Here is a 21166-nt window from a genome sequence, read left to right as displayed (position 1 = left end):
CGCTACGCTGAGCGCATGCACGCAGAGCGAAGCGCCTCGTCGACACCCGTGCGGTCCTCGGTGCTCTCGGTCGTTCGACGGATGCCGGCGACGCTGACGTTCGTCGTGCTGATCCTCGCCGTCGGGGTGGTCTGGCAGGGACTCTGGGCCCCCTTCGAGAAGTCCGCGCTGTTCGAGACCGTCGCCTACGGGCTCCCCAATCTCGCCGACGGCAAGTGGTGGACGCCCCTCACCGGCACGTTCTTCGTGAACCAGCCGTGGGTGTACGTGTTCACGATCTCGGGGTTCTGGGGCATGGCGTACCTCGAGTACCGTCGCGGGTCTCGCGTCGCCGTCGCCTACTACGCGATCGGGCAGCTGTTCGCGATCTTCGCCACCGCCCTCCTGCTGTTCGTGCTCTCGCAGTTCCCGTGGGCGTGGGCGACGGCGCAGGCTCAGGCGCTCGATGTCGGGGCATCCGGCGGCACCATGGCGTGCATCGCCGCGGCCGTCGGCCTGTTCCGCCCGCCGTGGCGCGTGCGCGGCTGGTTGATCCTGCTCGGCTTCGTGTTCGTCGCCATGCTGTTCTGGGGCAAGGTCGCCGACCTCGAGCACCTGCTCGCCGTACTGCTGATCCTCGTCGTCGACCGCTCGCTGCGCGTGCGGCGTACGACCGTGCGGGAGCAGCGGCTCATCGCGGTGATGGCGATCCTCGTGCTCGGCGCGGTCGAGATCATCACGACCCTGGTGCCCACCGACGGCCCCTTCGGCCCCACCGACCCGGCTTCGGGCGGCTTCATCGACCTCGCGATCGACCTCGTCGTGATCCTCGTGCTCGTGAACGGTCTGCGCCGCGGACGGCGCTGGTCGTGGGTGCTGGCGCTGCTCCTGGGCATCTTCAACGTGCTCGTCGCCGCCCTCGTGCTGACGCTGATCATCCTCACCAGTCAGGCCGAACTCGACATCCGCTGGGACGGCGAGACCGAGCTCGCCCTCGCCAACGGTTTCCTCTGGGTGATCGTGCTCGTCTACCTCGTGTGGGTGCGGCGGGCGTTCCGCGCCAAGCGGCGCTCACCCCTCGGCATCCCGCCCGCCCCGACCGTCGACGACGTCAAGACCGAGTTGCGTGCGCACGGCGGCGGCACGCTGTCGTGGATGACGACCTGGGAGGGCAACAGCTACGCCCGGGTGGCCGGCGGCATCGTCGCGTACCAGCGCCGCAACGGAGTCGCCCTCGCGCTCGCCGACCCGATCGGCCCCGCGGTTGCGCGCGCCGAAGCGGTCACGGACTTCATCCATGCGGCCGAGCAGGCGGGGATGGTTCCGTGCTTCTTCAGTGCGGATGCCGCGACCCTCGCCGCCGTGCCGTCGACGTGGCGCAGCATCGTCGTCGCCGACGACACGATCGTCGATCTGCCGGGCCTGGAGTTCACCGGCAAGCAGTGGGCGTCGGTGCGGACCTCGCTGAACCGGGCGGGTCGCGAGGACATGACGTTCCGGATGACGCGGCTCGGCGACGAGTCGTGGGGCGTGAAGCAGCAACTGCGCGCGATCTCGGAGGCGTGGGTCGGCGACAAGGACCTGCCCGAGATGCGCTTCACGCTCGGCACGCTCGAGGAGGCCGAGGACCCGGAGGTGCGGATCGCCCTGGCGCTCGCCCCCAACGGCGACGTCGACGGCTTCCTGTCGTGGTTGCCGGTGTACGGCGCGGGTGGAACGGTGCGCGGCTGGACGCTCGACCTGATGCGCCGCCGCGAGGGCGGGTTCGCGCCCGTCATGGAGTACCTGATCGGCGCATCGGCGAAGCAGTTCTCCGAGGAGGGAGCCGAGATCATGTCGCTCTCGGGCGCACCGCTCGCCCACGACTATCCGCCGGACGCCGGGATGATCGCCGCGCTGAGCGACCGCCTCGCCGAGGCCCTCGAACCGGTGTACGGCTTCGGTTCGCTGCACCGCTTCAAGCAGAAGTTCCACCCCCGCTACGAGACCATGTACCTGCTGTTCCGCGACGAGAGCGACCTCACCCGCATCGGTGGGGCACTCACCCGGGCGTTCCTGCCCGACGCGACGCTGCGGCAGTTCGCCGGGGCGGGGCTGGAGCTCGTGCGCGGCGGTAAGGAGTAGCCGGATTCTCTCTGGCGCGCCCGTCGCCGGGGCCGCGCGCGCGGCTAACGTCGGGCATCCGATTCGTCAACCCTGTCGACCTCTCCCCTGTCTTTTCCTAGCGTCGGGAGGACCGACGACCGATGAAGGAGAAGTCATGAGCGAACACACGCTGACCGAGATCCTGCAGGGTTCGGGCCCCTGGACCACCGCCTACGTCGACGGCACCGGCGAGCTGCCGCAGGTCGAGGAGGGCGCTCGCCACCACGCCGTGCGCGACCAGTTGATCGACGAGGTCGGAGCGCCGGAAGACGACGCGGCGGCCATCGAGACCGCACTGGGCGAGCGCAACGGCCTGCCGAGTCCGTCAGCCCGGGTCGTGATCGCCCGCGACGGAGAGACGGTGCTCGATCGCAGCTTCATCGGAGCGCGCCTCGGCCCGGAGCGCCTCGAGCACGGCGCCCTGCCGTCGATCCTCCCCCTCCTGCGCCATACGGCGTCGGAGACCCGCTACCTCGTCGTCGAGACGAGCCGCGACGGCGCCGACATCCGCCTCGAGACCTCGGGACGCGGCGGCAGCGAGCGCGAGACCGAGATCGAGGGTGACACCGACGAGATCTCGAAGGTGCGCACGGGCGGCCTGGGAGACGCGAAGTACCAGAACTACGTCGAGAACGTCTGGAAGCAGAACCAGAAGGATGTCGCGGCCGCACTGAGCGCACTCATCCGCGAGGAGCGGCCCGCGTTCGTCGCGGTGTCGGGCGACGTGCGCGCACGACAGCTGCTGGCCGAGGAGCTCACGGGCGACGAGCGCGCGCTGCTCGTCGACGTCGATGCGAACACCCGGGCCGACGGTGCCGATCGCACGGCGCTCGACGACACGATCGCCCACGAGATCGACGAGCGGCGCCGCCGGGAGATCGCGGACGTGCGCGACCGCGCGGCGGCCGACGACGGCTCGGGTGGCGCCGAAGGCTTCCCGGCGGTGATCGAGGCTCTGCAGCAGGCCCGCGTCGACACTCTCGTGCTCGACGGCCGCCTGCTCGACGACGAGCGCACGCTGATCGCTCTCGACGGGCCGCCGTGGGTGGTGACCGACGTCGCGCAGCGCCTGAACACGCAGGTGCTCGGCAGCATCCGCGCCGCCGAGGCGCTCGCGCGCGCCGCTCTGCTCACCGACGCCCGAGTGCTGATCGAGGATGACGAGTACGAGGCTTCCGACGACCGCCGCGAGGAGCGACCCGTGCGCGAGCCGGTCGCATCGCTGCGGTGGGCGGATGCCGACGCCGACAGCGACGTGAACTGACCGCGCCCGAATCGAACGAGAAACGAGAGAGGACGCGAGCCGTTTCCCGGCTCGCGTCCTCTCTCGTGTTCGTGCGTCGTGTCGTCGCGGCGGCTCAGGCCCGGAAGAACGGGATCGCCAGGGCCGGCCGGTGCACGACCCGCTCGGAGATCACCGTGCCACGGATGATGGTGACCAGGCAGTAGATCCCGATCCCGATGATCAGCAGCCCCGGGACGGCGATCCAGCCCGATGGGTCACCGCCGGAGCTGTAGCCGTACTCATCGTAGGAGCGCGGCCGCGCCGTCCCGACGCCGATCGTGATGAGCAGGACGAAGAGCGCGATGAGATACAGCAGGTAGCTGAGCGCCCAGTTCGCCGCCCAGCGCGCGTTCTCGCGCACGATCGGATGCGGCGAGCGCGTCGCGGACGACCGTTGCACGATCCCGACGATCGCGGCGACGAGCGCTCCGACGTAGGGGATGTAGACGAGGAAGAGCAGCGCCCAGTAGCGTCGACCGCTGATCGGCGGGTAGCCGTAGGGGGCGTAGCCGGGGGCCGGGTAGCCGGGGACCGGGTAGCCGGGGACCGGGTATCCGGTCGGAGCCTGTCCGTAGGAAGGCGGCGTCTGACCGTACGCGGGCTGCCCCGGGTAGGCGGTGGGCGCCTGACCGTAAGGAGCCTGACCGTAGGGCGGCTGGGCCGGAGCCTGACCGTAGGGCGGCTGAGCCGGAGCCGGGTATCCGGCGGGCGGCTGCTGTCCGGCCGGCGGCTGTGGCGCGGCGGGCGGCTCGGGCGGTTGGACGGCGTCGTTCTCTTCGGTCATCTGTCACTCCCAAGGTCGGAACCGCGCTCCCCCTGAGCGGGCCAGCGACCATCATCGCAGGCAGCGCGCACACCCGCGGGCGGCTGTGGACGGTCAGACGTCGCGGGGCCGCCGCCGCAGCTGCTTCACATCGGTGCGGCGCTGCTTGGCCTTCAGCCGCCGCTCCTTCGATCCGCGGCTGGGCTTCGTCGGGCGGCGGGGCGGGGCCGGCGGCCGGATCGCCTCGGCGACGAGCCCGGCCAGCCGCTCCCGCGCCGCCTCACGGTTTCGTAGCTGGGCGCGGTGCTCGGATGCCGCGATCGTGAGCACGCCGTTCACCAACCGGCCGGCCAGCCTCTCGAGGAGCCGCTCCCGCTGCACCGGAGAGAGCTGCGCGGAGTTCACGGCATCCCACACCAACTCCACGCGGGAGTCCGCCGTGTTCACGCCCTGCCCGCCCCCGAGGAGCGGGAGAACCGCCACGACAGCTCGGACTCGGGGATCGTGAGACCCGACGAGACCCGGAGGCCGGGGCGAGCAGAGGTGGACATGGCATCCATCATCCCGCGATCGGTGTCATCCCGCGATCGGCACGGGGGCAGCGGCATCCTTCTCGTCGATCTGCCCGTCGAGCGCGCCGCGCTGCTCCTTCTTCGCGGTGTTGACGATGTGCGCGCGGCCGACGACGATCGCGGCGACGACCATCAGTGCGACGCCCAGCCAGTAGGGCGCGGCGTGGCTGATGCCGGTGTAGAGCGCGGCGGCGATGAGCGGGGCGACCGTGCCCATCGCGGCGTTGAGCGACTGCGTCACCCCGCCCAGCCAGCCCTGCTCGTCATCGCCGACGGCGTTCGACATCGCGCCGTCCATCGCGGCGGTCGCGGCGCCCTGCCCGGCGGCGAGCATCAGCGCGCCGACGATGAACACCCACGGCTGCGCGAGCAGCGAGGCGACGACCGCGAGTCCCGCGAGGCCGATCGCCTGCGCGACGATTCCGCTCACGATCACGCCGCGCTCGCCGATGCGGGGCAGCAGGATGCCGAGCAGCACGCCCTGGATGAGGATGTCGATGATGCCGACGGCCGCGGTGAGCAGCCCGATCTGCGTGGGCCCCCACTGGATCGCATCGAGGGCGAGCACGCTGAAGTTGTTGACGAAGAACCCGAACGGCAGGGCGAGAAGAGCGAAGCCGATGAGGAGTCCGCGCAGCTCGCGGCGGGCGAACGCGTTGCGGAAGACCGCGAACGGTTGCACGTCGCGGGCGGCGATCCGTGCGATGCGGTTCTCGGGCGCGAGGCTCTCGGGCAGCAGGAAGATGCTGAGGATCGCGATCGTCAGGCCGACGGCGGCGGTCACGAACACGGGCAGCTGCAGGCTGATCGCGGCGAGGAGTCCGCCGACCGCCGGGCCCACCATCATGCCGATGCCCGAGAGCGCGCCGAGCAGACCGAAGCGCTGCGCCCTCTTCTCGGGCGGGGTGATGTCGGCGAGGTAGGCGAAGAGCGCGGGAAGGTCACCGGCGGTGAGCCCCTGGATGACGCGCGCGAGCACGAGCACCCAGAGAGCGCCGCCGATCCCGAACAGCGCCATCGAGAGCGCAGCTCCGAAAGCGGCGGCGATGATGACGGGCCGCCGGCCGAAGCGGTCGGAGAGGCGGCCGAGGAACGGGGCGACGAGGAAGGCGCACAGGCCGTTGATCGCCTCGAGCACCCCGACCCAGATGGCGAGATCGCTCTCGTGCGAGACGTACTGCAGCACGACGAACGGCAGCACCGGAAGGACGACCGTCATGCCGATGACGGTCAGCATCGTCAGGACGATGAGCATGATCCAGGCGCGGTTCGTGGCACGCGCCGTGAGGAGAACAGGTGAAGTCATACCGAAAGTGTATCCATACCAGTTTTGGTGTCAAGCCAGTTTTGTATCGAGTTCGGGGTATGGTGAGGGCATGACCGAAACGAACCCCCTCGGCCGTCGGGAGCGCAAGAAGGCGGCGACCCGCAAGAACATCTCGGATGTCGCGACGATGATGTTCCTCGAACGCGGCTTCGACAACGTCAGCATCCGGGAGGTCGCGGACGCGGCCGATGTCTCCCCCACCACCGTCTTCGCGCACTTCCCGCAGAAGGAGGCGCTCGTCTTCGACGAAGACGACGAGCAGCGCGACCGCCTCGTCGGCGCCGTGCGCGAGCGCGGGGAGGGCGTCACGATCAACCGCGCGATCCGCGACTTCTACGCCGTCGAGATCGGCGAGAACCTGAACGAGCACGGCGAGGACGTCGCGCGCATCTTCCTGCACTTCCTCAACGAGACCCCGGCGCTGCGCGAGTACGCCGCGAAGATGTGGCTGCGCCACGAGGACGCGCTCTCCGACGTGATCGCCGAGGAGTTCGACCTCCCCGCGCCCACCCCCGAGATCCGCGTCTACGCGCGCTTCGTGCTGCAGCTCCAGCTGCTCGTCACCGACAGCGACGATCAGCTCGCGACGCTCGACGCCGGGTTCCACGTTCTCGAGAGCGGCTGGGCGCCGATCGAGGCGCGCCTTGTCAGCGAGGTCGACGACGCCCGATAGTGGAGGGGGAAGGGAGTCCCCCCATGACCCACCACTCCGCACACATCCGCGCGTTCTCCGAGAGCGCCGACTTCGACTTCGAGATCCGCAGCGCGCTCGGCGCGAGCGTGGAGGGCGCCGGCGAGCCGGGCGAGATCCTCGCCGCCGTCGCGGGCATCCGCGACGGCGAGCACGAGGCCTGGTTCGACGCCTGGAAGGAGCTCGCCGACCGCACGGTCGCCACGGCATCCGCGAGTGCGGAGGCGGGGCACCCGGTGAGCGCGGCATCCGCCTTCCTGCGCGCCTCGGCGTACTACGGGGTCGCGGTCAACGCGGCGAGCGCGCTCGCCGACCCGGATGCGATGTCGCCGACGTTCGCGAAGCAGGAGGCCGCGTGGCGCGGATTCGTGGCGCACACGTCGAGCGTGGTCGAGGACGTCTCGATCCCCAGCGGCGGCGGGACGCTGCCCGGGTGGTTCTTCCGCCCCGCACCCGCACCGGAGGGCGCGACGCCCCCGACCCTGGTGGCCGTCAACGGCAGCGACGGGTCACGCGCCTCCCTCTACGCCGCCGTCGTCGCTCCCGCCCTGCGCCGCGGGTACAACGTGCTCGTGTTCGACGGCCCCGGACAGCAGTCGGAGCTCTTCGAGAAGGACGTGCCGTTCCGCCCCGACTGGGAGCACGTGCTCACCCCGGTCTTCGACACGGTCGCCCGCCTCGACGGCGTGGATGCGATGCGCATCGCCGTGTACGGCATCAGCCAGGGCAGCTACTGGGTGGCGCGCGCCCTGGCCTTCGAGGATCGCTTCGCCGCCGCGATCACCGACCCGGGGATCGTCGACGTCTCGACCTCGTGGACCGGGCACCTCCCGCACGGGCTGCTGAAGCTGCTCGACGAGGGGCAGGTCGAGAAGTTCGACCGCGAGATGGAGCTCGGCCTCAAGCTCTCGCCCGAGACGGCGCGCACCTGGCGCTTCCGCGCACGACCCTACGGCACACGGGGGTACGGCGAGACGATCCAGGCCGTACGTCAGTACTCGGTCGCCGACATCGCCGCCGAGATCACGACCCCGCTGCTGATCCTCTCCCCCGAGAACGAGCAGTTCTGGCCCGGCCAGGCCGATCGGCTCGCCGCCCTGACACCCGGTGTCTCGACGCTCGTGCACTTCACCGCCGCCGAGGGCGCCGACGGGCACTGCCAGCCGCTCGGCCGCACGATCACCGCGCAGCGGATGTTCGACTGGCTGGACGAACGGGTGGAGTGACCCGGGGTCCCGTCGAGAGGAGTGGACGCGACGGCGGGAGTCGAACCCGCAACGCCATCAGATATGAGCTGAGGCCCGGGACCGCCCGGATCGCCGCGATGGCACTGACGTTACCCGGGCGTCCGCGGCAAAGCGAGGACATTCCTCGAAGTGACACCCGACTACTTCGCGTGAGGTCATCGAACGCTCGGTGTCACGACACCCGCGTGCCTCACCGCCGGATGGAGTCGCGCAGCGGGCTCGGCTCGAGCGTGTAGTCGGTCGAGGCATCCGCCCAGGTGCGCCCACCGCCCTGCGTGCGTCCCCGGCGCAGCGCCGAGATCAGGCGGGTCGCCGGCACCCCGATCGCCAGCGCGACCGCACCCCTCACCGACCGATCCTCCCGGCCGAGCACGCTCGCTCGGTGCCACGCCTCGTGCAGCTTTCCGCCGCGGGGTGCGGGCACCCGCCGGGCCGGCAGACCGCCCGCCCGCCGCAGCGCGACGAGCTCCTCGACGCGCTCCCACCACGTCGACTCCTTAGACGGGTGGAAGTAGTTGTCGCGCAGCCAGTCTGGGTGCGGTTGACGGAACCTGCCGCCCACGACCTCGCGCCCGCCGCCGAGCAGACCGCTTCCGACGAACACCGTGTTGAGCAGTGACTTGCTGACCCCGTAGGAGTCGAGCGCGATCACGGGCACGCCCTGCGCGACCGCCTCGATCGCAGCGGTGGAGCTCACGGTCACGAGTCCGGCGGCGGTCGAGAGCGCCTCGGCCATGGACGCGTACGAGACGACGAGGTTCGACGGCATCCGGCCCGCGAGCAGCTCGGGGTAGGAGTCGCGCTCGAGATGCGTCTCGGCCTCGCCCGGTCGCGAGCGCAGCTTCACCACGATGCGGCGGGTGGGGTCGACCTCGGCCGCGCGGATCAGCATCTCGGCGATCTTCTCGCGGTCGGCGCGCTCCGCGGGAACCATCGCCTGGGCCGCGAACACGATGTCGGTCGCCGGGGGCCGATGCGCCACCGGCTCGGCGGAACGCGGACGCTCGGCCACCGCCACCACGCCCGCCACCGCCACCGCGCCTGCCGCCGACGGCCCCGCCGCTCCGGCGGCGAGCACCCGCGCGCGATCGCCCGCCAGCATCCGCTCCCTGCCGCGGGCGAACGGCAGTGTCGCGAGGGCCGTCGGCACCTGCACGCCGATACGGCGTCCGAGTTCGGCGAAGGCACGCTGCTCGCGGTGCGAGTGCACGACCAGCAGGTCGGTGTGGCGCCGATAGTCGAGGGCGCCGCGCTGCGCGGGGATCGCCATGCCGGGCAGGCCGGAGACGGTGACGGGACGCTGGGGCAGCGCGTCGATCACGCGCCCCATCAGGCGCACGAAGGGCGCGCGCCCCGCAAGGACCACGACGTCCGGCTCGTGCCGGGTGAGCCAGGCCTCGGCCTCGCGGAAGGCGATGCGCGCGACATCGGACTCACGGATGCCGGTGCCCGCGAGCGCCGTGCGCTGCTGGGCCGCGCTCGCGGTGAGCGGGGTGCGCACGAGCAGCAGCTGCGGACGGATGCCGGGCACCGCCGCGAGCAGCGAGGCCGACCACTTCACGAAGGAGTCGGCATCGGCGATCGCGACGACCCGCAGCCCTCCGGCACCGTCGGCGCGCAGGTCGGTCATGCGGGAACGCGGCGCAGCTTCGCCATGGGGGCGAGCTCGCTGTCGAAGACGCGCTTGACGCCGTCGCCGAGGGCCTTCTCGATCACGCGGATGTCGCGCACGAGGTGCTCGAGACCGGTCGGTTCGAGGGAGGCGGCGTGGTCCGACCCCCACATCGTGCGGTCGAGGGTGATGTGGCGCTCGACGGCGACCGCCCCGATCGCGACGGCGGCGAGCGAGATCTGCAGGCCGCGCTCGTGACCGGAGTAGCCGACGGGGATCCCGGCGTAGCGGTCGCGCAGCGTGGCGATCGCCCGCAGGTTCGCCTCTTCGGGCTCCAGCGGGTAGGTGGAGGTGGCGTGCATCAGCACCACGCGGTCGGTGCCCAGTGTGTCGAGCGCGCGGTCGATCTGCTCGATCGTCGACATGCCGGTCGAGAGGATGACGGGCTTGCCGGTCTCGCGCAGGGCGATGAGCAGCTCGGTGTCGGTCAGGCTCGCCGAGGCGACCTTGTGGGCGACCACGTTGAGCTCTTCGAGGAAGGCGACGCTCGGAACGTCCCACGGCGAGGCGAACCAGTCGAGGCCGAGCATCGTGGCGTGGTCGCCGATCGCGATGTACTCCTCGCGTCCGAACTCGACGCGGCGGCGGTAGTCGAGGTAGCTCATGGTGCCCCAGGGCGTCTCGCGCGGCACGTCGCGCATGTGCGCGGGGGTGGAGATCTCGGGTGTGCGCTTCTGGAACTTCACGGCGTCGGCACCGGCCTTGGCCGCGACGTCGATGAGGCGCTTCGCGATCTCGACGTCGCCGTTGTGGTTCAGGCCGATCTCGGCGATGACGTAGGCGGGGCGACCGCCGCCGATCACACGCGATCCGATGCTGACAGTCATGGTTCCTCCGGTGGTCGAGCGATGCGGAAAACCCCCGCCCCTCCTGGCTACGCCCCGGGGGTGAACACCCGACGACGCCCGGGTTACCGGCACCGGTCAGTCGGGCAACACCCGTTCGACGAGCTCGCGCACGGCCCCGTTTCCCCCTGTGCGGGTGAGCACGACGCGCGCGGCGGCGAGCACGCGCGGGTGCGCGTTCGCCACCGCGACCGGCCACCCGACGATGCGCATCGCGGGCAGGTCGTTGACGTCGTTGCCGAGGTAGGCGATGTCGTCGAGGCGGATGCCTTCGCCCTCCGCCCAGGCGCGCAGCGCCTGCTCCTTGTCGTCGATGCCGTGCAGCACCGGCACCCGCAGCTTCTCGGCCCGCGCGCGCACGACCGGGTTCTGCTCGGTCGAGAGGATCAGCATCGGGATGCCGGCGCGCCGGAGCAGTGCGACGCCCATGCCGTCCTCTCGGCTCACCCGCACGCGTTCCCCGCCATCGGCGTCGATGATCGCGGTGTCGTCGGTGTGCACGCCGTCGAAGTCGGTGACGACGGCGCGGACGTCGATGCGTGCGGCGGCATCTTGGGTCTGGTCGTGCACTGCGGCGAGCGCGTCGGCGAGGCGGAGTTGCTGCTCGTCGTCGATCTCGATCGCCGTCCACTCCGGCACCTCGGCGATACGGATCCGGCCGAAGAAGCGGTGCCTGCTACGGCGGAAGGCCGCGGCACGGAAGACGTAGAAGGCCCCGGTCTCGAGGTAGTGCGGTTCGCGGTCCTGCCGACGCGGGCGATGCGCGGCCTCGTGGTTGATGGCCGTGGCCTGGGCGCCATCACCGTCGCCCTCCCGCCGCCAGAGGAACCCGTAGGTCTCGTGCGCCGAGAACACGCTGTCGCCGCGGCCAGCACGCACCTCGGCGACGGCTCCGGCGAGCGCCTCGCTCGGGATGAACGGCGAGGTGGCCTGCACGAACGCGATGACCCCGACCTTTTCGCGCCGGGCCTCGATCCCGGACTCGATCTCGTCGACCGCGTGCAGGATCGCGCTCTCCGACGACGCCGTGTCGCCGGATATCTCCGCGGGTCGACGGACCACCCGCGCGCCCGCCTCCGCGCTCACGGCGGCGATCTCATCGTCATCGGTCGAGACGACGACGAGGTCGATGCCCGCGGCGTCGCGCGCCGCCCGGATCGCGCGCACGACCAGCGGCACTCCCCCGACGGTGCGCAGATTCTTGCGCGGCACGCCCTTCGACCCGCCCCGGGCGGGGATGATCGCGACGGTCAGCCCGGCCGTCGGTTCGGTCGTCGCATCGCTCACGTCATCGCTCGCGTCATCGCTCATGTCATCGCCCTCGCATCACTCGCCAGACCCGGCCCGCACGTCGCCGCGCCCCGATCGCCGTCAACCGCAGCTCCTCCACACGCCCGGTGCCTCCGGCCGATCGCAGCATCCGTCGCGCCGCACCCTCGGGCGACGCTCCGGGGAGGCGCAGGTCGCGCAGCTGCTCGGGGGCGAAGTACCGTTCGCGCTCCGCCGGCGCCAGGCCGCGCAGCAGCAGTTCCGCGCGCTCGCGCAGGTGCCCGGCGATCTCGGGCTGCATGGCGTAGCCCACCGCATCGACGAGCAATTGCAGCAGCTCGGGATCGGCGTACGGGGAGTCCTCGCGGGTGAGTGCGTCGACGATCGTCAGCGGCACCCGATTGCTGTTCTCGTACGGGCGCAGGCGTCGCAGCAGCATCGCCGCCCCCGCCGAGGCGATCATCGTGCCGCGCAGGGCCTGGACCGTGGGGAGTGCGGTCGAGAACGCCGCGACCACCGCACGGGCATCGACGCGGCGGGCGAGCACCTCGGCGGCGAGCGGACCCCGGTACACCGCGAACTCGACACCGTGCGAGAGGGCGCGTTCGCGTACGGCATCCGTCTGCAGCGGCGGCGCCGCCGGATGCGGCTTGAACACGATGCGGGCGGGCCCTGCGGCCGCTGCCCGGTCGATCAGGTCGCGCTGCAGCGCGATCTCCTCGCGCGCGCTCAGCAGGCCGAGCACCGAGAGGTACTGCCCGAGCACGATCGCCGTCGGGGCGCCGTCGTCGAGCGGATGCCCCGCCGTGTCGACGAGGGGCTCCCCGAGGTCGGTCTCGTCGAGCACGCGTCCGAACGCGGCGACGGGCACGGGCACGGATGCCGCGACCGGGGAGCCTACGAGAGGCGCGACCCCCGGCACGACGTCGGCGTGCAGCACCCGGACGATCCGACTGCTCACGGCGTGGCCGAGGGGCACCCGCATCGGCGAATAGGTCATGAGCCCATCGCCCACGATCGTGATCCGCGCGCGGGGGAACAGCGACATCAGCGTGCGCGCCGGGGCGACCTGCGGGCTCTGCACGAACAGCTCGAGATCATCGGCGTCGAGGTTCCAGGCCCGGGTGAACAGCCGCTCGAGCAGCGGCAGGTCGGCGGGTTCCGGTGCCCACCCGCTCGGATGCAGCGGGCCGAGCAGCGTGTCGAGCTCTTCGATCCGGTCGAAGCGGGAGCGGAGCGGGGCGAGCGCGGGATCGGCACCGATCCCGGTCACGATCTCGGGCACCCGTGCCGAGACGAACGGCACCAGCACGCGGTCGCCGCCGGCTCCACCGAGACCCGGCCCGAGGACCCCCTCGTCGATGGCCGCGGCGACGGTCGCGAGTCCGTAAGCGCTGTGCAGCGCGAAGATCTGGGTCATGAGTCGTGTCCCGCCCGTCGCAGCACCCGCGACAGTACCCGGCGCCGCGGTCCCGACAGCTCGCGTACCGCCTTCCGCACCTCGGCGTCGGGCAGCGCCCCCAGCAGCTCGACGATCCCCGCGCGCATCTCGCCGCGCAGCGCACGCGGCATCCGCCGGGCGCGCACGAGGTGGTGGGAGCTGAGCGCCAGGGACGAGAACGTGATCTTCGGCAGGAACCGTGCGGCCTCGACATCCGCCTCGACGATCGCGACGGCCTCGGCCATCGCACGGGCGAAGTCGAGCTGCCGCCGGTCGCGCACCTGCGTGAGCGAGGTCGTCACCCCGCGGCGGTACAGGAGCGCGGGGGCGTCGACCACCGCGAACGAGGCGTCCGACAGGTGCAGCCGCCAGATCCACGGTCGATCCTCGGCCGTGTGCAGGCCCTCGGAGAAGGCGGCGAGCCCGCGATCGATGATCCGGCGGTCGAAGATGCCCGCCCACGCGAACGGGTAGTCGACCATCGTGCTCTCGGTCGCCGGCAGGATCGCGTCGCGCGCGGGCACGACCTTCTCCCGCCACGGGTGCGGGGCGCGCACGAGCGCGCGATCGGCATTCGTCACCGTCACGTGATCGGTGCGAAGGAAGTCGGCCTCCAGCCCGCGTAGCCGGCGCGCGAGCACGGAGAGCCGCTGCGGCTGCATCCAGTCATCGCCGTCGAGGAAGCAGAACGCCTCGCCCTCGACGTGCGCGAGTCCCTGGTTGCGGGCGCTCGCGAGCCCGCGGGCCGAGTCGTTGCGGATGACCTCGGCGTGCGGGAACCGATCGGCGTAGCGGCGCATGAGTGCGCCGGTGTCGTCGCCGGATCCGTCGTCGATCGCCACGAGCTTGAGCGCCTCCGGGTCGTCGAACTGGCGCGTCAGGGTCTCGAGCGTGGTCGCGATGTAGGAGCCGGCATCCTTCGCGGGAAGGATGACGGTGACGAGCGGACTGCGCACGGGACTCCCAGTGATGGTCGGTCGGTCGGGAATCGTCTCAGGCGTTCCTTGCCGCCCGGCGACGCGCGGGTGAACGCGGGGTGTCCTGGTAGGCGGGGCCGCGCGCATCGGCGACGATGGAGCGATGCTCTCCTCACGCGGGTCGAACGGTCGACGGATGCTGCGACGACGCCGCGAGACCCATGATCTGCGATGGCTCTCGGCGCGCGCCTGGACGACCCGCTGGTATCCGCAGGGGATCGACATCGGTGAACGCGACGGACGCCGCACGCTCGCCGTCAGCTGGTTCCGCCAGGATCGGACCGGCCATCATCTCGCCTCGCGCGTCGTGATGATCGACACCGAGCGGGCCCGGCACGTCGATATCGCACTCGCGATCGAGGACGAGGCGGGCGACCTCCAGCCCGCGCAGATCCACACCGGCGGGCTCGCCTGGTTCGGCGATCGGCTGTTCGCTGCGGCGACGGGACGGGGGATCTGGGAGTTCGACCTGTCCGACATCCGCCGCGTGCACGGCCCTATCGCCCGGCGCGTGCGCGGGATCGCCGGCCGATGGTGGCCGCGCTCCGCGCTGGTCGCGGTGCGCACGCGTGTGCATCCGATCGACCTGCGGTGCTCGTTCCTCGGACGCGCGTTCGATGCCGACGGCGCACCGCTGCGGCGGGTGCTGATCGGCGAGTACCTCCGCGACGACGAGGGACGCATCGGCGAGTTCACGATCCCCGAGGGCATCGATGACGGTTTCGTCGCTCACGAGCGGTTCGCGCCGGGCATCCCGCGCATGCAGGGCGCGGTGCGGTGGGGCGACCGGATCCTCGTGTCGCAGTCGGCGCTGAAGACCCCCGGCCGGCTGTGGACCGGCACGCGCGATGGCCTGACCCGACACACCCTGCCCCTGCCCGCCGGGTGCGAGGATCTCGCGCTCGATCCGGAGGAGCGGATGCTGTGGACGCTCGGGGAGCATCCACGGCACCGGGTCGTGCGCGGCATCCCCTTCGCCCGCATCGGGCTGTGAGGGTCGGCGGAGGAGTCCGCCCCGGCGAACGCTCGTAGACTTGTCGGGTGAAGCCTGCACCTTTCTTCGTCTACTCCGTGCTGCGGCTGCTGGCGTTCCTCGTCCCGCTCGCGATCCTCTGGTTCTTCTTCCCGATCTTCCGGGAGTTCTGGTGGCTCGCCGCGATCTTCGCCGCGCTGATCGGCACGAGCATCTCGATGCTGTTCCTGCGCCGCCCGCTCACCGAGGCGTCGGCGGCGATCGTCGAGCGCCGCGAGGCGCGCGCATCGACCGGCCAGGAGGATGCCGACGCCGAGGACGCGGTGGTCGACGGCGAGAGCGAGCCGCGGGCCGAAGAGCCGCGCGACGAGAAGTAACCGGGCTCAGCCGGCGAACGCCCAGAACAGGGCGCCGGCGTAGAGCAGTGACGTCAGCGAGGTCAGCGCGAGGGCGATGACGAGTTCCTTGGGCTGGCGATAGGTCCAGACGATCAGGATCGCCGGGAGTCCCGCGAGCAGGGCGAGCAGCGAGAGCCACGCGATCGGGAACAGCAGCGCCAGCAGGATCGCGATCGCGAAGGGCGCGAGCACGAACAGCGTGAACAGCACCTGCGTCGTCCGGCGGCCGATGAGCACCGTGAGGGTGCGCTTGCCGACGAGGCGATCCTGGTCGATGTCGCGCAGGTTGTTGGCGAGCAGCACCGCGCAGGCGAACAGTCCCGCGGCGATCGCCCCGAGCCACGCCTGCTGCGGCAGGTCGAAGATCTGCACCCAGGTGGTGCCGAGGGTCGCGACGAGCCCGAAGAACACGAACACGAACACCTCACCGAGACCGGCGTAGCCGTAGGGGCGCTTGCCGCCGGTGTAGAACCAGGCGGCGACGATGCACGCGGCGCCGACGGCCAGCATCCACCACTGCTCGGTGCGCACCACGATCGCGATGCCCGCCGCGGCGGCGAGCGCGAAGAACACCAGCCCGACGATCAGCACGGTGCGCGGCTTCACACGGCCCGACGCGGTGAGGCGCGCGGGGCCGACGCGCACGGCATCCGTCCCGCGCACGCCGTCGCTGTAGTCGTTGGTGAAGTTGACGCCGATCTGCAGGAAGACGGCGACGGCAAGGCATGCGAGAGCGATCACCCAGTGGAACTCGGGGCCCGTGCTGCGCGCGGCTCCCGTGCCGATGAGCACCGGGGCGATCGCGAGAGGCAGCGTGCGAAGTCGGGAGGCGCCGATCCAGTCGCCGAGCGTGACGGGTCCGGCGTCGATCACGGTCTGTCGCGCGGGGTCGCCGCTCGCCCGCTTCGCCGGGTTGCCGCTCACGCGGGTCTGGTTCGTCTTGCGGGGCGCGGAGGTCTTGCGCTTCGAGGATGCTGCCACGCAGGGAATCCTACTGTGCGAGCCGATGACGCCCCGGGCGGTCAGGGATTCGGGTTCGAGTCCTTGCCGTCGAGCCAGAGCTCGTCGCTCTTGTCGCCGTGCGCTCCGCCCTTGCCGACGTGCGTGGAGCTGATCTTCGGCCCCTTGAGGATCACGTGCACCATCGCCTGGGCGTGCCCGTGGCCGAGACCGTAGGTCTCCTTGAGCCAGTTCAGCACGACGGTCGACTTCGTCGTCTCGTCGAAGCCCTGCTCCTTCGCGAGCGCGATGAACTGCCGGGGCGTGAGACCGGTCTGGGTCTCGACCTTGTCGAGGTAGGCCTGGAACGACATCGGTGTCTCCTTCAGGGGTCAGTCGTGCGCGATCGGGATGATCGGTCGATGCTCATAGTAGGTCTGCAGTACCACGGTCGTGCGGGTGTTCACGGATGCCGCGAGCCGGATGTCGCGCACGAGTTCCTCGAGTGCCCGGGGCGAGGCCACGCGCACGAACAGCATGTAGCTCGCGTCACCGGCGATCGAGTGGCACGCCTCGATCGCGTCGAGGTGTTCGAGCTGCTCGGGCGCGATATCGGGCTGGGCGGGGTCGAGCGGGGTGATCTCGATGAACGCCGACAGCGGCGTGCCCACCTTCTCGGGGTCGAGGAGCGCCCGGTACCCGGTGATCACGCCCCGCGTCTCGAGGCGGCGCAGACGCGACTGCACGGCCGAGACCGACAGCCCGACGGCATCCGACAGCTGCGAGAGCGTGGCGCGCCCGTCGCGGGAGATCTCGGCAAGGATCGCGCGGTCGACAGAGTCATCCATGCGTGTAAGAATATCGTTAGCTTTCCGTTTATGCAGGAAAGTTTCCGTTTAATTCTCCGATCGGAGGTCCCGATGTCCATCATTTCCGCCAACAGTTCCGCTGTTCAGGCCATCGTCGGCGAACCCGAGGTCGTCGAGGACACTTCGACAGGCTCCATGCAGGCGCATTCCGTGGAATCCAGCGCCGCCTGGGCACAGCTCAAGGATGCCGCAGTCGCGATCCGCGAGATGCAGATCAAGGACGGATCGATCCCCGACGCCGCGCACCACGCGACGGCCCGTGAGCTCGTCGCCGCGATCACCGCCGGCATCCGCGCGCTCGCCCCCGCCTTCCCGCACGACGCCGCCTACCTCGCCGCCTCCGTGGTCGACTTCGACCGCTGGGCCGCCGGGGACTTCGGCGTGCCCGACTTCCTCGACTCGCTCATGGCCTTCCAGCCGCAGGAGCACCGTGTCGACGGCATCCGTCACCTCGTCGTCTTCCCGATGTACACGCAGAACGGGTCGAGCGACCGCCTCGTCGAAGCCCTGATCGTCGAGACGATCTGGCCCGAGTTCATCGGCGCGCTCGAGGCCGGCGATTACGGCAACAAGCTGTTCGTCTCTCTGCGCCTGGTCGACTTCACGCCCGGGTACGACACGAACTCGGCCGTGCTGTTCCCCGAGACCGTCGCGATGCGCGAGATCCCCTCGTTCACCTGGGGCGCGATCTTCCAGGACCGCGAGGCCGCCCGCTACCGTCGCGTCACGCGCGCGGCGTCCGAGATCACCAAGCTCGACCTGCCCGCACGCGCCGCCGAGATGCTCGACGACCAGGCGCTCACCGAGCGGGTGTTCGTGATGTGGGACATCATCCACGACCGCACGCACATGCGCGGCGACCTGCCGTTCGATCCGTTCATGATCAAGCAGCGGATGCCGTTCTTCCTCTACTCGCTCGAAGAGATGCGCTGCGACCTGACCGCGTTCCGCGAGTCGGTGAAGATCGAGCGCGCACTCACCGCGCGCAGCGAGGCCGGCGAGGACCTCACCGACTCCGAGCGCGAGATGCTCGAGCACGCACCGCTCGTGCAGTACGCGGTGATCTTCGACCGCATCTTCCGCTTCGCGATCACGGGGTCGCGCGTGCGCAACTACGACGGCCTCGGCGGGCAGCTGCTGTTCGCATGGCTGCACCAGCGCGGCGTGCTGCACTGGACCGACACGGCGCTCGCGTTCGACTGGGCGGGCGTGCCCGACGCCGTCGTCGCGCTCGGCGACGCGATCGACGACCTGTACTGGCGTTCGATCGACCGCCCGAAGACGGCGCACTGGCTGGCCGCCTACGACCTCGTCCGCTCGGTGCTGACGCCGCACCCGGTGTCGGCCTGGGCACGTGGACTGTCGGACGAGATCCTCGCGGGCGCCCCCAAGGGCTACACCGACGCGGTGCTCGACGACGAGTTCCCGCTGTCGATGTTCTTCGAGGCGCTCGATAAGAAGATGAAGACCGTGATCGAGTCGACCGTGGGAATCCGCGGCACCGACGACTGATCCTTCCCGCACGCTGAGTGCGGACGAGATGTGACGCTGGGGCGCCCTGCTTCTGCGGTCGGTGCGGGTTCTGCGGATGATTCCGCCCGCACCGACCGCAGAAGCCTTTCTCCGAGGGTCCGTTTCTTGCGACAGTGGAGCACATGAAGACCATCGTTCTCGCCGGGGCCACGAGCGCCGCCGGCCTCGCCGTGAGCCGCGCACTGATCGCGGCGGGCATGCGCGTCGTCGCGACCGGACGCTCCGCCGACCGTCTGCAGCCGCTGGCGGATGCCGGAGCGCACGTGGAGGTCGCCGATGCGACCGCGCTCGGTGACATGATCGCGCTGGCGGAGCGACTCGTCTCCGACGGTGTCGCGGTCGACGCCGTCGTGCCGCTCGTGGGCGGGTGGCGCGGGGGCGGCGGACTCGCCGGTCAGAGCGACGAGGACTTCGCGGCGCTGCTGCCCGCGCTCGAAGCCGTGCGCGCCACGAGCCGCGCGTTCGACGGGGCGCTGCGGGAATCGGATGCCGGACGCTTCGCGATCGTGTCGTCGACCGCCGTCGCGCGACCGCTCGCCGGCGGAGCGAACTACGCGGCGGTCAAGGCCGCGAGCGAGGCGTGGACGCGCGCCGTCGCGCAGGGGTTCGCGAAGACGGCTCGGGATGGCGGAGAGCCGCTGCGTGCGGCATCCGTCGTGTTCCGCGCGAAGGCGCTCGACCCGGAGTCGCTGGCGCCGCGCATCGTCGGCCTCTGGGACGCGGATGCCGCCGAGCTGAACGACTGCGTCATCGACCTGGACTGAGCGGGGCACGATCCCCGCGGCTAGAGCTGCGACGCCCCCGGGACGATCGGCGGGGCGTCCGGGGTTCGGCCCTGCGCCGCGCCATCACCGTCGCCACCGCCGCCCGGGGTAGCCGCCTCGTCGGGGATGCTCTGCGCGGGCGCCTCGGCGTAGAGCACCGTGAGCTTGCGGTACGACTTCGTGAAGAACGCGAGCGTCGCCGCGACCACCATGATGAGCCCGGCGAACAGGCAGATCAGGGCGATGCCGCGGGCTTCTCCCTCGCCGAGCAGCCAGCCCCACTGCTGCTGGCCCTCGCGACTGTCCATGTAGGGGATGATGAGGAACTCGGCGAGCGGAGCGATCAGGAACGCCGTGATGGGCGCGGCCGCCGCCTCCATCGCCGCCGCGACGCCGAAGACCCGCCCCTGGCGCTCGAACGGCACGACCTTCTGGATCACGGTCTGCTCGGCCGCCTCGACCGGCGGCACGAGCGCCATGTAGGCCCACATGCCGAGCACGTACAGCCACCACCACTCGCGCAGCATGAACACCGCGCCGAGCAAGCCCATCGCGATCACGACGAGCAGCATGGTGCGCATCGGCTTCTTGCCCAGGCCGAACTTGGCCACCAGGCCGCCGCCGATGAGGAAGCCGGTCGACGCGAACGCCAGGGCGAAGCCCCAGGTCTGGGCATCGAACAGGGTGAGCCCGTAGGGGTCCATGAGCGCCATGTAGACGCCGCCGATGAGGTTGTTGAACGTCGAGAAGATGATGAGCGCGAAGAGGCCGGGCGCCTGCCGGATCGCACGCACGCTGCCGCGGAAGTCGACCGCGCTCTTCGCCTCGGGATCGGCCTGCGGCTCGCTCTCGGGGATGCGGATGAAGAGCAGATGCGCGAAGGTGATCGCCATCGCGGCGATCGCGATCGCGAGGGTCCACCCCATGCCGAGGAACCCGATCGAGAGTCCCGAGAACACACTCGTGACGAGGAAGGCGATGCCCTGCACGGTGCCGACCAGACCGTTGGCATTGGCGCGCTTCTCTTCGGGCACGAGCAGGGTCACGGTGGTCGAGAGCGCGATGTTGCGCAGTTGCTCGATCACCCCGCCGAACAGGATCACCCCCGAGAACAGCCAGAACCACGGGCCGCCCAGATCGAGCAGGGCCGCCTCGGGCTGCGAGAGGTAGAGCACACCGGCGACGAGGAAGGCCACGGCCGAGATCACGCTCGAGAGCACCATCACCGCGTGCTTGCGGTGCCGGTCGACGATCGTGCCGAACATCATCGCGAAGAACGCGACGAACAGCATGTAGGCGCCACCGATGACGCCCGTGGCGAGCACCGACTGCGTCTCGATGTAGACCCAGAAAGTGAGCGCGAACCAGAGGAAGCTGGTCGTCACGTTGGCGATCAGCGTATTGACGAGGACGTTGAGGAACGCCCGGTTCGCTGCGGTCCGCTGCATGGGTTCGAGGGTACTCAGGACCACCGACA

19 protein-coding genes, 1 tRNA gene and 1 pseudogene are annotated in these 21166 nt (G+C 70.8%); 8 read left to right on the top strand and 13 right to left on the bottom strand.

Features of this window, described 5'->3' with window-relative positions:
* Positions 1 to 15: 15 nt before the first annotated feature.
* Positions 16 to 2103 carry a bifunctional lysylphosphatidylglycerol flippase/synthetase MprF gene (locus tag ACIQTT_RS14185; protein WP_402791395.1) on the top strand — a complete coding sequence of 696 codons (2088 nt, stop codon included), beginning with the start codon at positions 16 to 18 and terminating at the stop codon, positions 2101 to 2103.
* A gap of 136 nt (positions 2104 to 2239) precedes the next feature.
* The gene (locus ACIQTT_RS14180; RefSeq protein ID WP_402791392.1) at positions 2240 to 3388 is read left to right on the top strand and encodes a Vms1/Ankzf1 family peptidyl-tRNA hydrolase; all 1149 of its coding nucleotides are present in this window, start codon (positions 2240 to 2242) and stop codon (positions 3386 to 3388) included.
* Between the two features lie 94 nt (positions 3389 to 3482).
* On the opposite strand, the gene ACIQTT_RS14175 is transcribed toward ACIQTT_RS14180, so the two are convergent.
* The 3 genes and pseudogenes from ACIQTT_RS14175 to ACIQTT_RS14165 all read right to left on the bottom strand — a co-directional run bounded on the left by ACIQTT_RS14175 (position 3483) and on the right by ACIQTT_RS14165 (position 6050).
* Positions 3483 to 4193: a DUF4870 domain-containing protein gene (locus ACIQTT_RS14175; RefSeq protein ID WP_402791389.1), complete on the bottom strand. Its 711-nt coding sequence runs from the start codon at positions 4191 to 4193 to the stop codon at positions 3483 to 3485.
* A gap of 93 nt (positions 4194 to 4286) precedes the next feature.
* Positions 4287 to 4723, bottom strand: a pseudogene (arfB, locus tag ACIQTT_RS14170) (alternative ribosome rescue aminoacyl-tRNA hydrolase ArfB).
* 25 nt (positions 4724 to 4748) lie between these two features.
* Complete coding sequence (locus ACIQTT_RS14165) at positions 4749 to 6050, bottom strand: MFS transporter (protein ID WP_402791386.1); 1302 nt, start codon at positions 6048 to 6050, stop codon at positions 4749 to 4751.
* Positions 6051 to 6120: 70 nt separating this feature from the next.
* Between ACIQTT_RS14165 and ACIQTT_RS14160 the strand changes: the two genes are divergently transcribed.
* Positions 6121 to 6744: a TetR/AcrR family transcriptional regulator gene (locus ACIQTT_RS14160; RefSeq protein WP_402791384.1), complete on the top strand. Its 624-nt coding sequence runs from the start codon at positions 6121 to 6123 to the stop codon at positions 6742 to 6744.
* A gap of 23 nt (positions 6745 to 6767) precedes the next feature.
* Positions 6768 to 7988: an alpha/beta hydrolase family protein gene (locus ACIQTT_RS14155; RefSeq protein ID WP_402791381.1), complete on the top strand. Its 1221-nt coding sequence runs from the start codon at positions 6768 to 6770 to the stop codon at positions 7986 to 7988.
* Between the two features lie 22 nt (positions 7989 to 8010).
* Here the strand turns inward: ACIQTT_RS14155 and ACIQTT_RS14150 are convergent.
* The 6 genes from ACIQTT_RS14150 to ACIQTT_RS14125 all read right to left on the bottom strand — a co-directional run bounded on the left by ACIQTT_RS14150 (position 8011) and on the right by ACIQTT_RS14125 (position 14192).
* Positions 8011 to 8086, bottom strand: a tRNA-Met gene (locus ACIQTT_RS14150).
* A gap of 113 nt (positions 8087 to 8199) precedes the next feature.
* Positions 8200 to 9639, bottom strand: a complete 1440-nt coding sequence (locus ACIQTT_RS14145) for a DUF6716 putative glycosyltransferase (protein ID WP_402791378.1) — start codon at positions 9637 to 9639, stop codon at positions 8200 to 8202.
* Positions 9636 to 10508, bottom strand: coding sequence for an N-acetylneuraminate synthase family protein (locus ACIQTT_RS14140; protein WP_402791375.1), 873 nt, complete (start codon positions 10506 to 10508; stop codon positions 9636 to 9638). Before ACIQTT_RS14140 ends, ACIQTT_RS14145 begins: the two co-directional genes overlap by 4 nt.
* 96 nt (positions 10509 to 10604) lie before the next feature.
* The gene (locus ACIQTT_RS14135; RefSeq protein WP_402791372.1) at positions 10605 to 11837 is read right to left on the bottom strand and encodes a cytidylyltransferase domain-containing protein; all 1233 of its coding nucleotides are present in this window, start codon (positions 11835 to 11837) and stop codon (positions 10605 to 10607) included.
* Position 11838: 1 nt separating this feature from the next.
* The gene (locus tag ACIQTT_RS14130; protein ID WP_402791369.1) at positions 11839 to 13215 is read right to left on the bottom strand and encodes a polysialyltransferase family glycosyltransferase; all 1377 of its coding nucleotides are present in this window, start codon (positions 13213 to 13215) and stop codon (positions 11839 to 11841) included.
* Complete coding sequence (locus tag ACIQTT_RS14125) at positions 13212 to 14192, bottom strand: glycosyltransferase family 2 protein (RefSeq protein ID WP_402791366.1); 981 nt, start codon at positions 14190 to 14192, stop codon at positions 13212 to 13214. Before ACIQTT_RS14125 ends, ACIQTT_RS14130 begins: the two co-directional genes overlap by 4 nt.
* Before the next feature lie 124 nt (positions 14193 to 14316).
* Here ACIQTT_RS14125 and ACIQTT_RS14120 point away from each other — a divergent pair, with 124 nt between their 5' ends.
* Positions 14317 to 15207: a hypothetical protein gene (locus tag ACIQTT_RS14120; protein ID WP_402791363.1), complete on the top strand. Its 891-nt coding sequence runs from the start codon at positions 14317 to 14319 to the stop codon at positions 15205 to 15207.
* 47 nt (positions 15208 to 15254) lie between these two features.
* Positions 15255 to 15563, top strand: a complete 309-nt coding sequence (locus ACIQTT_RS14115; protein ID WP_402791360.1) for a DUF4229 domain-containing protein — start codon at positions 15255 to 15257, stop codon at positions 15561 to 15563.
* 6 nt (positions 15564 to 15569) lie between these two features.
* Here ACIQTT_RS14115 and ACIQTT_RS14110 read toward each other — a convergent pair whose 3' ends face one another.
* The 3 genes from ACIQTT_RS14110 to ACIQTT_RS14100 are packed head-to-tail and all read right to left on the bottom strand — an operon-like array spanning position 15570 to position 17371.
* Positions 15570 to 16565 carry a 1,4-dihydroxy-2-naphthoate polyprenyltransferase gene (locus tag ACIQTT_RS14110; protein ID WP_402791357.1) on the bottom strand — a complete coding sequence of 332 codons (996 nt, stop codon included), beginning with the start codon at positions 16563 to 16565 and terminating at the stop codon, positions 15570 to 15572.
* 41 nt (positions 16566 to 16606) lie between these two features.
* On the bottom strand, positions 16607 to 16897 hold the full coding sequence (locus tag ACIQTT_RS14105) for a DUF4287 domain-containing protein (protein ID WP_247634063.1): 291 nt from the start codon (positions 16895 to 16897) through the stop codon (positions 16607 to 16609).
* A gap of 18 nt (positions 16898 to 16915) precedes the next feature.
* Positions 16916 to 17371, bottom strand: a complete 456-nt coding sequence (locus ACIQTT_RS14100; protein ID WP_247634062.1) for an Lrp/AsnC family transcriptional regulator — start codon at positions 17369 to 17371, stop codon at positions 16916 to 16918.
* A 72-nt stretch (positions 17372 to 17443) separates the two neighbouring features.
* Here ACIQTT_RS14100 and ACIQTT_RS14095 point away from each other — a divergent pair, with 72 nt between their 5' ends.
* Entirely contained in the window at positions 17444 to 18904 is a 1461-nt protein-coding gene (locus tag ACIQTT_RS14095; RefSeq protein ID WP_402791352.1) for a DUF6421 family protein, read from the top strand.
* 143 nt (positions 18905 to 19047) lie between these two features.
* A complete protein-coding gene (locus ACIQTT_RS14090) occupies positions 19048 to 19689 on the top strand; it encodes an SDR family NAD(P)-dependent oxidoreductase (RefSeq protein ID WP_402791349.1) in 642 nt (213 codons plus the stop codon).
* A gap of 20 nt (positions 19690 to 19709) precedes the next feature.
* Here ACIQTT_RS14090 and ACIQTT_RS14085 read toward each other — a convergent pair whose 3' ends face one another.
* Positions 19710 to 21137 carry an MFS transporter gene (locus tag ACIQTT_RS14085; RefSeq protein WP_402791346.1) on the bottom strand — a complete coding sequence of 476 codons (1428 nt, stop codon included), beginning with the start codon at positions 21135 to 21137 and terminating at the stop codon, positions 19710 to 19712.
* Positions 21138 to 21166: the final 29 nt, after the last annotated feature.

The sequence above is a fragment of the Microbacterium sp. NPDC090225 genome, assembly GCF_044772365.1.
In the GTDB taxonomy this organism is placed as follows: Bacteria; Actinomycetota; Actinomycetes; order Actinomycetales; family Microbacteriaceae; genus Microbacterium.
Note: the sequence above shows the minus strand (reverse complement) of the source record. Positions and strands in the feature narration are given on the sequence as shown.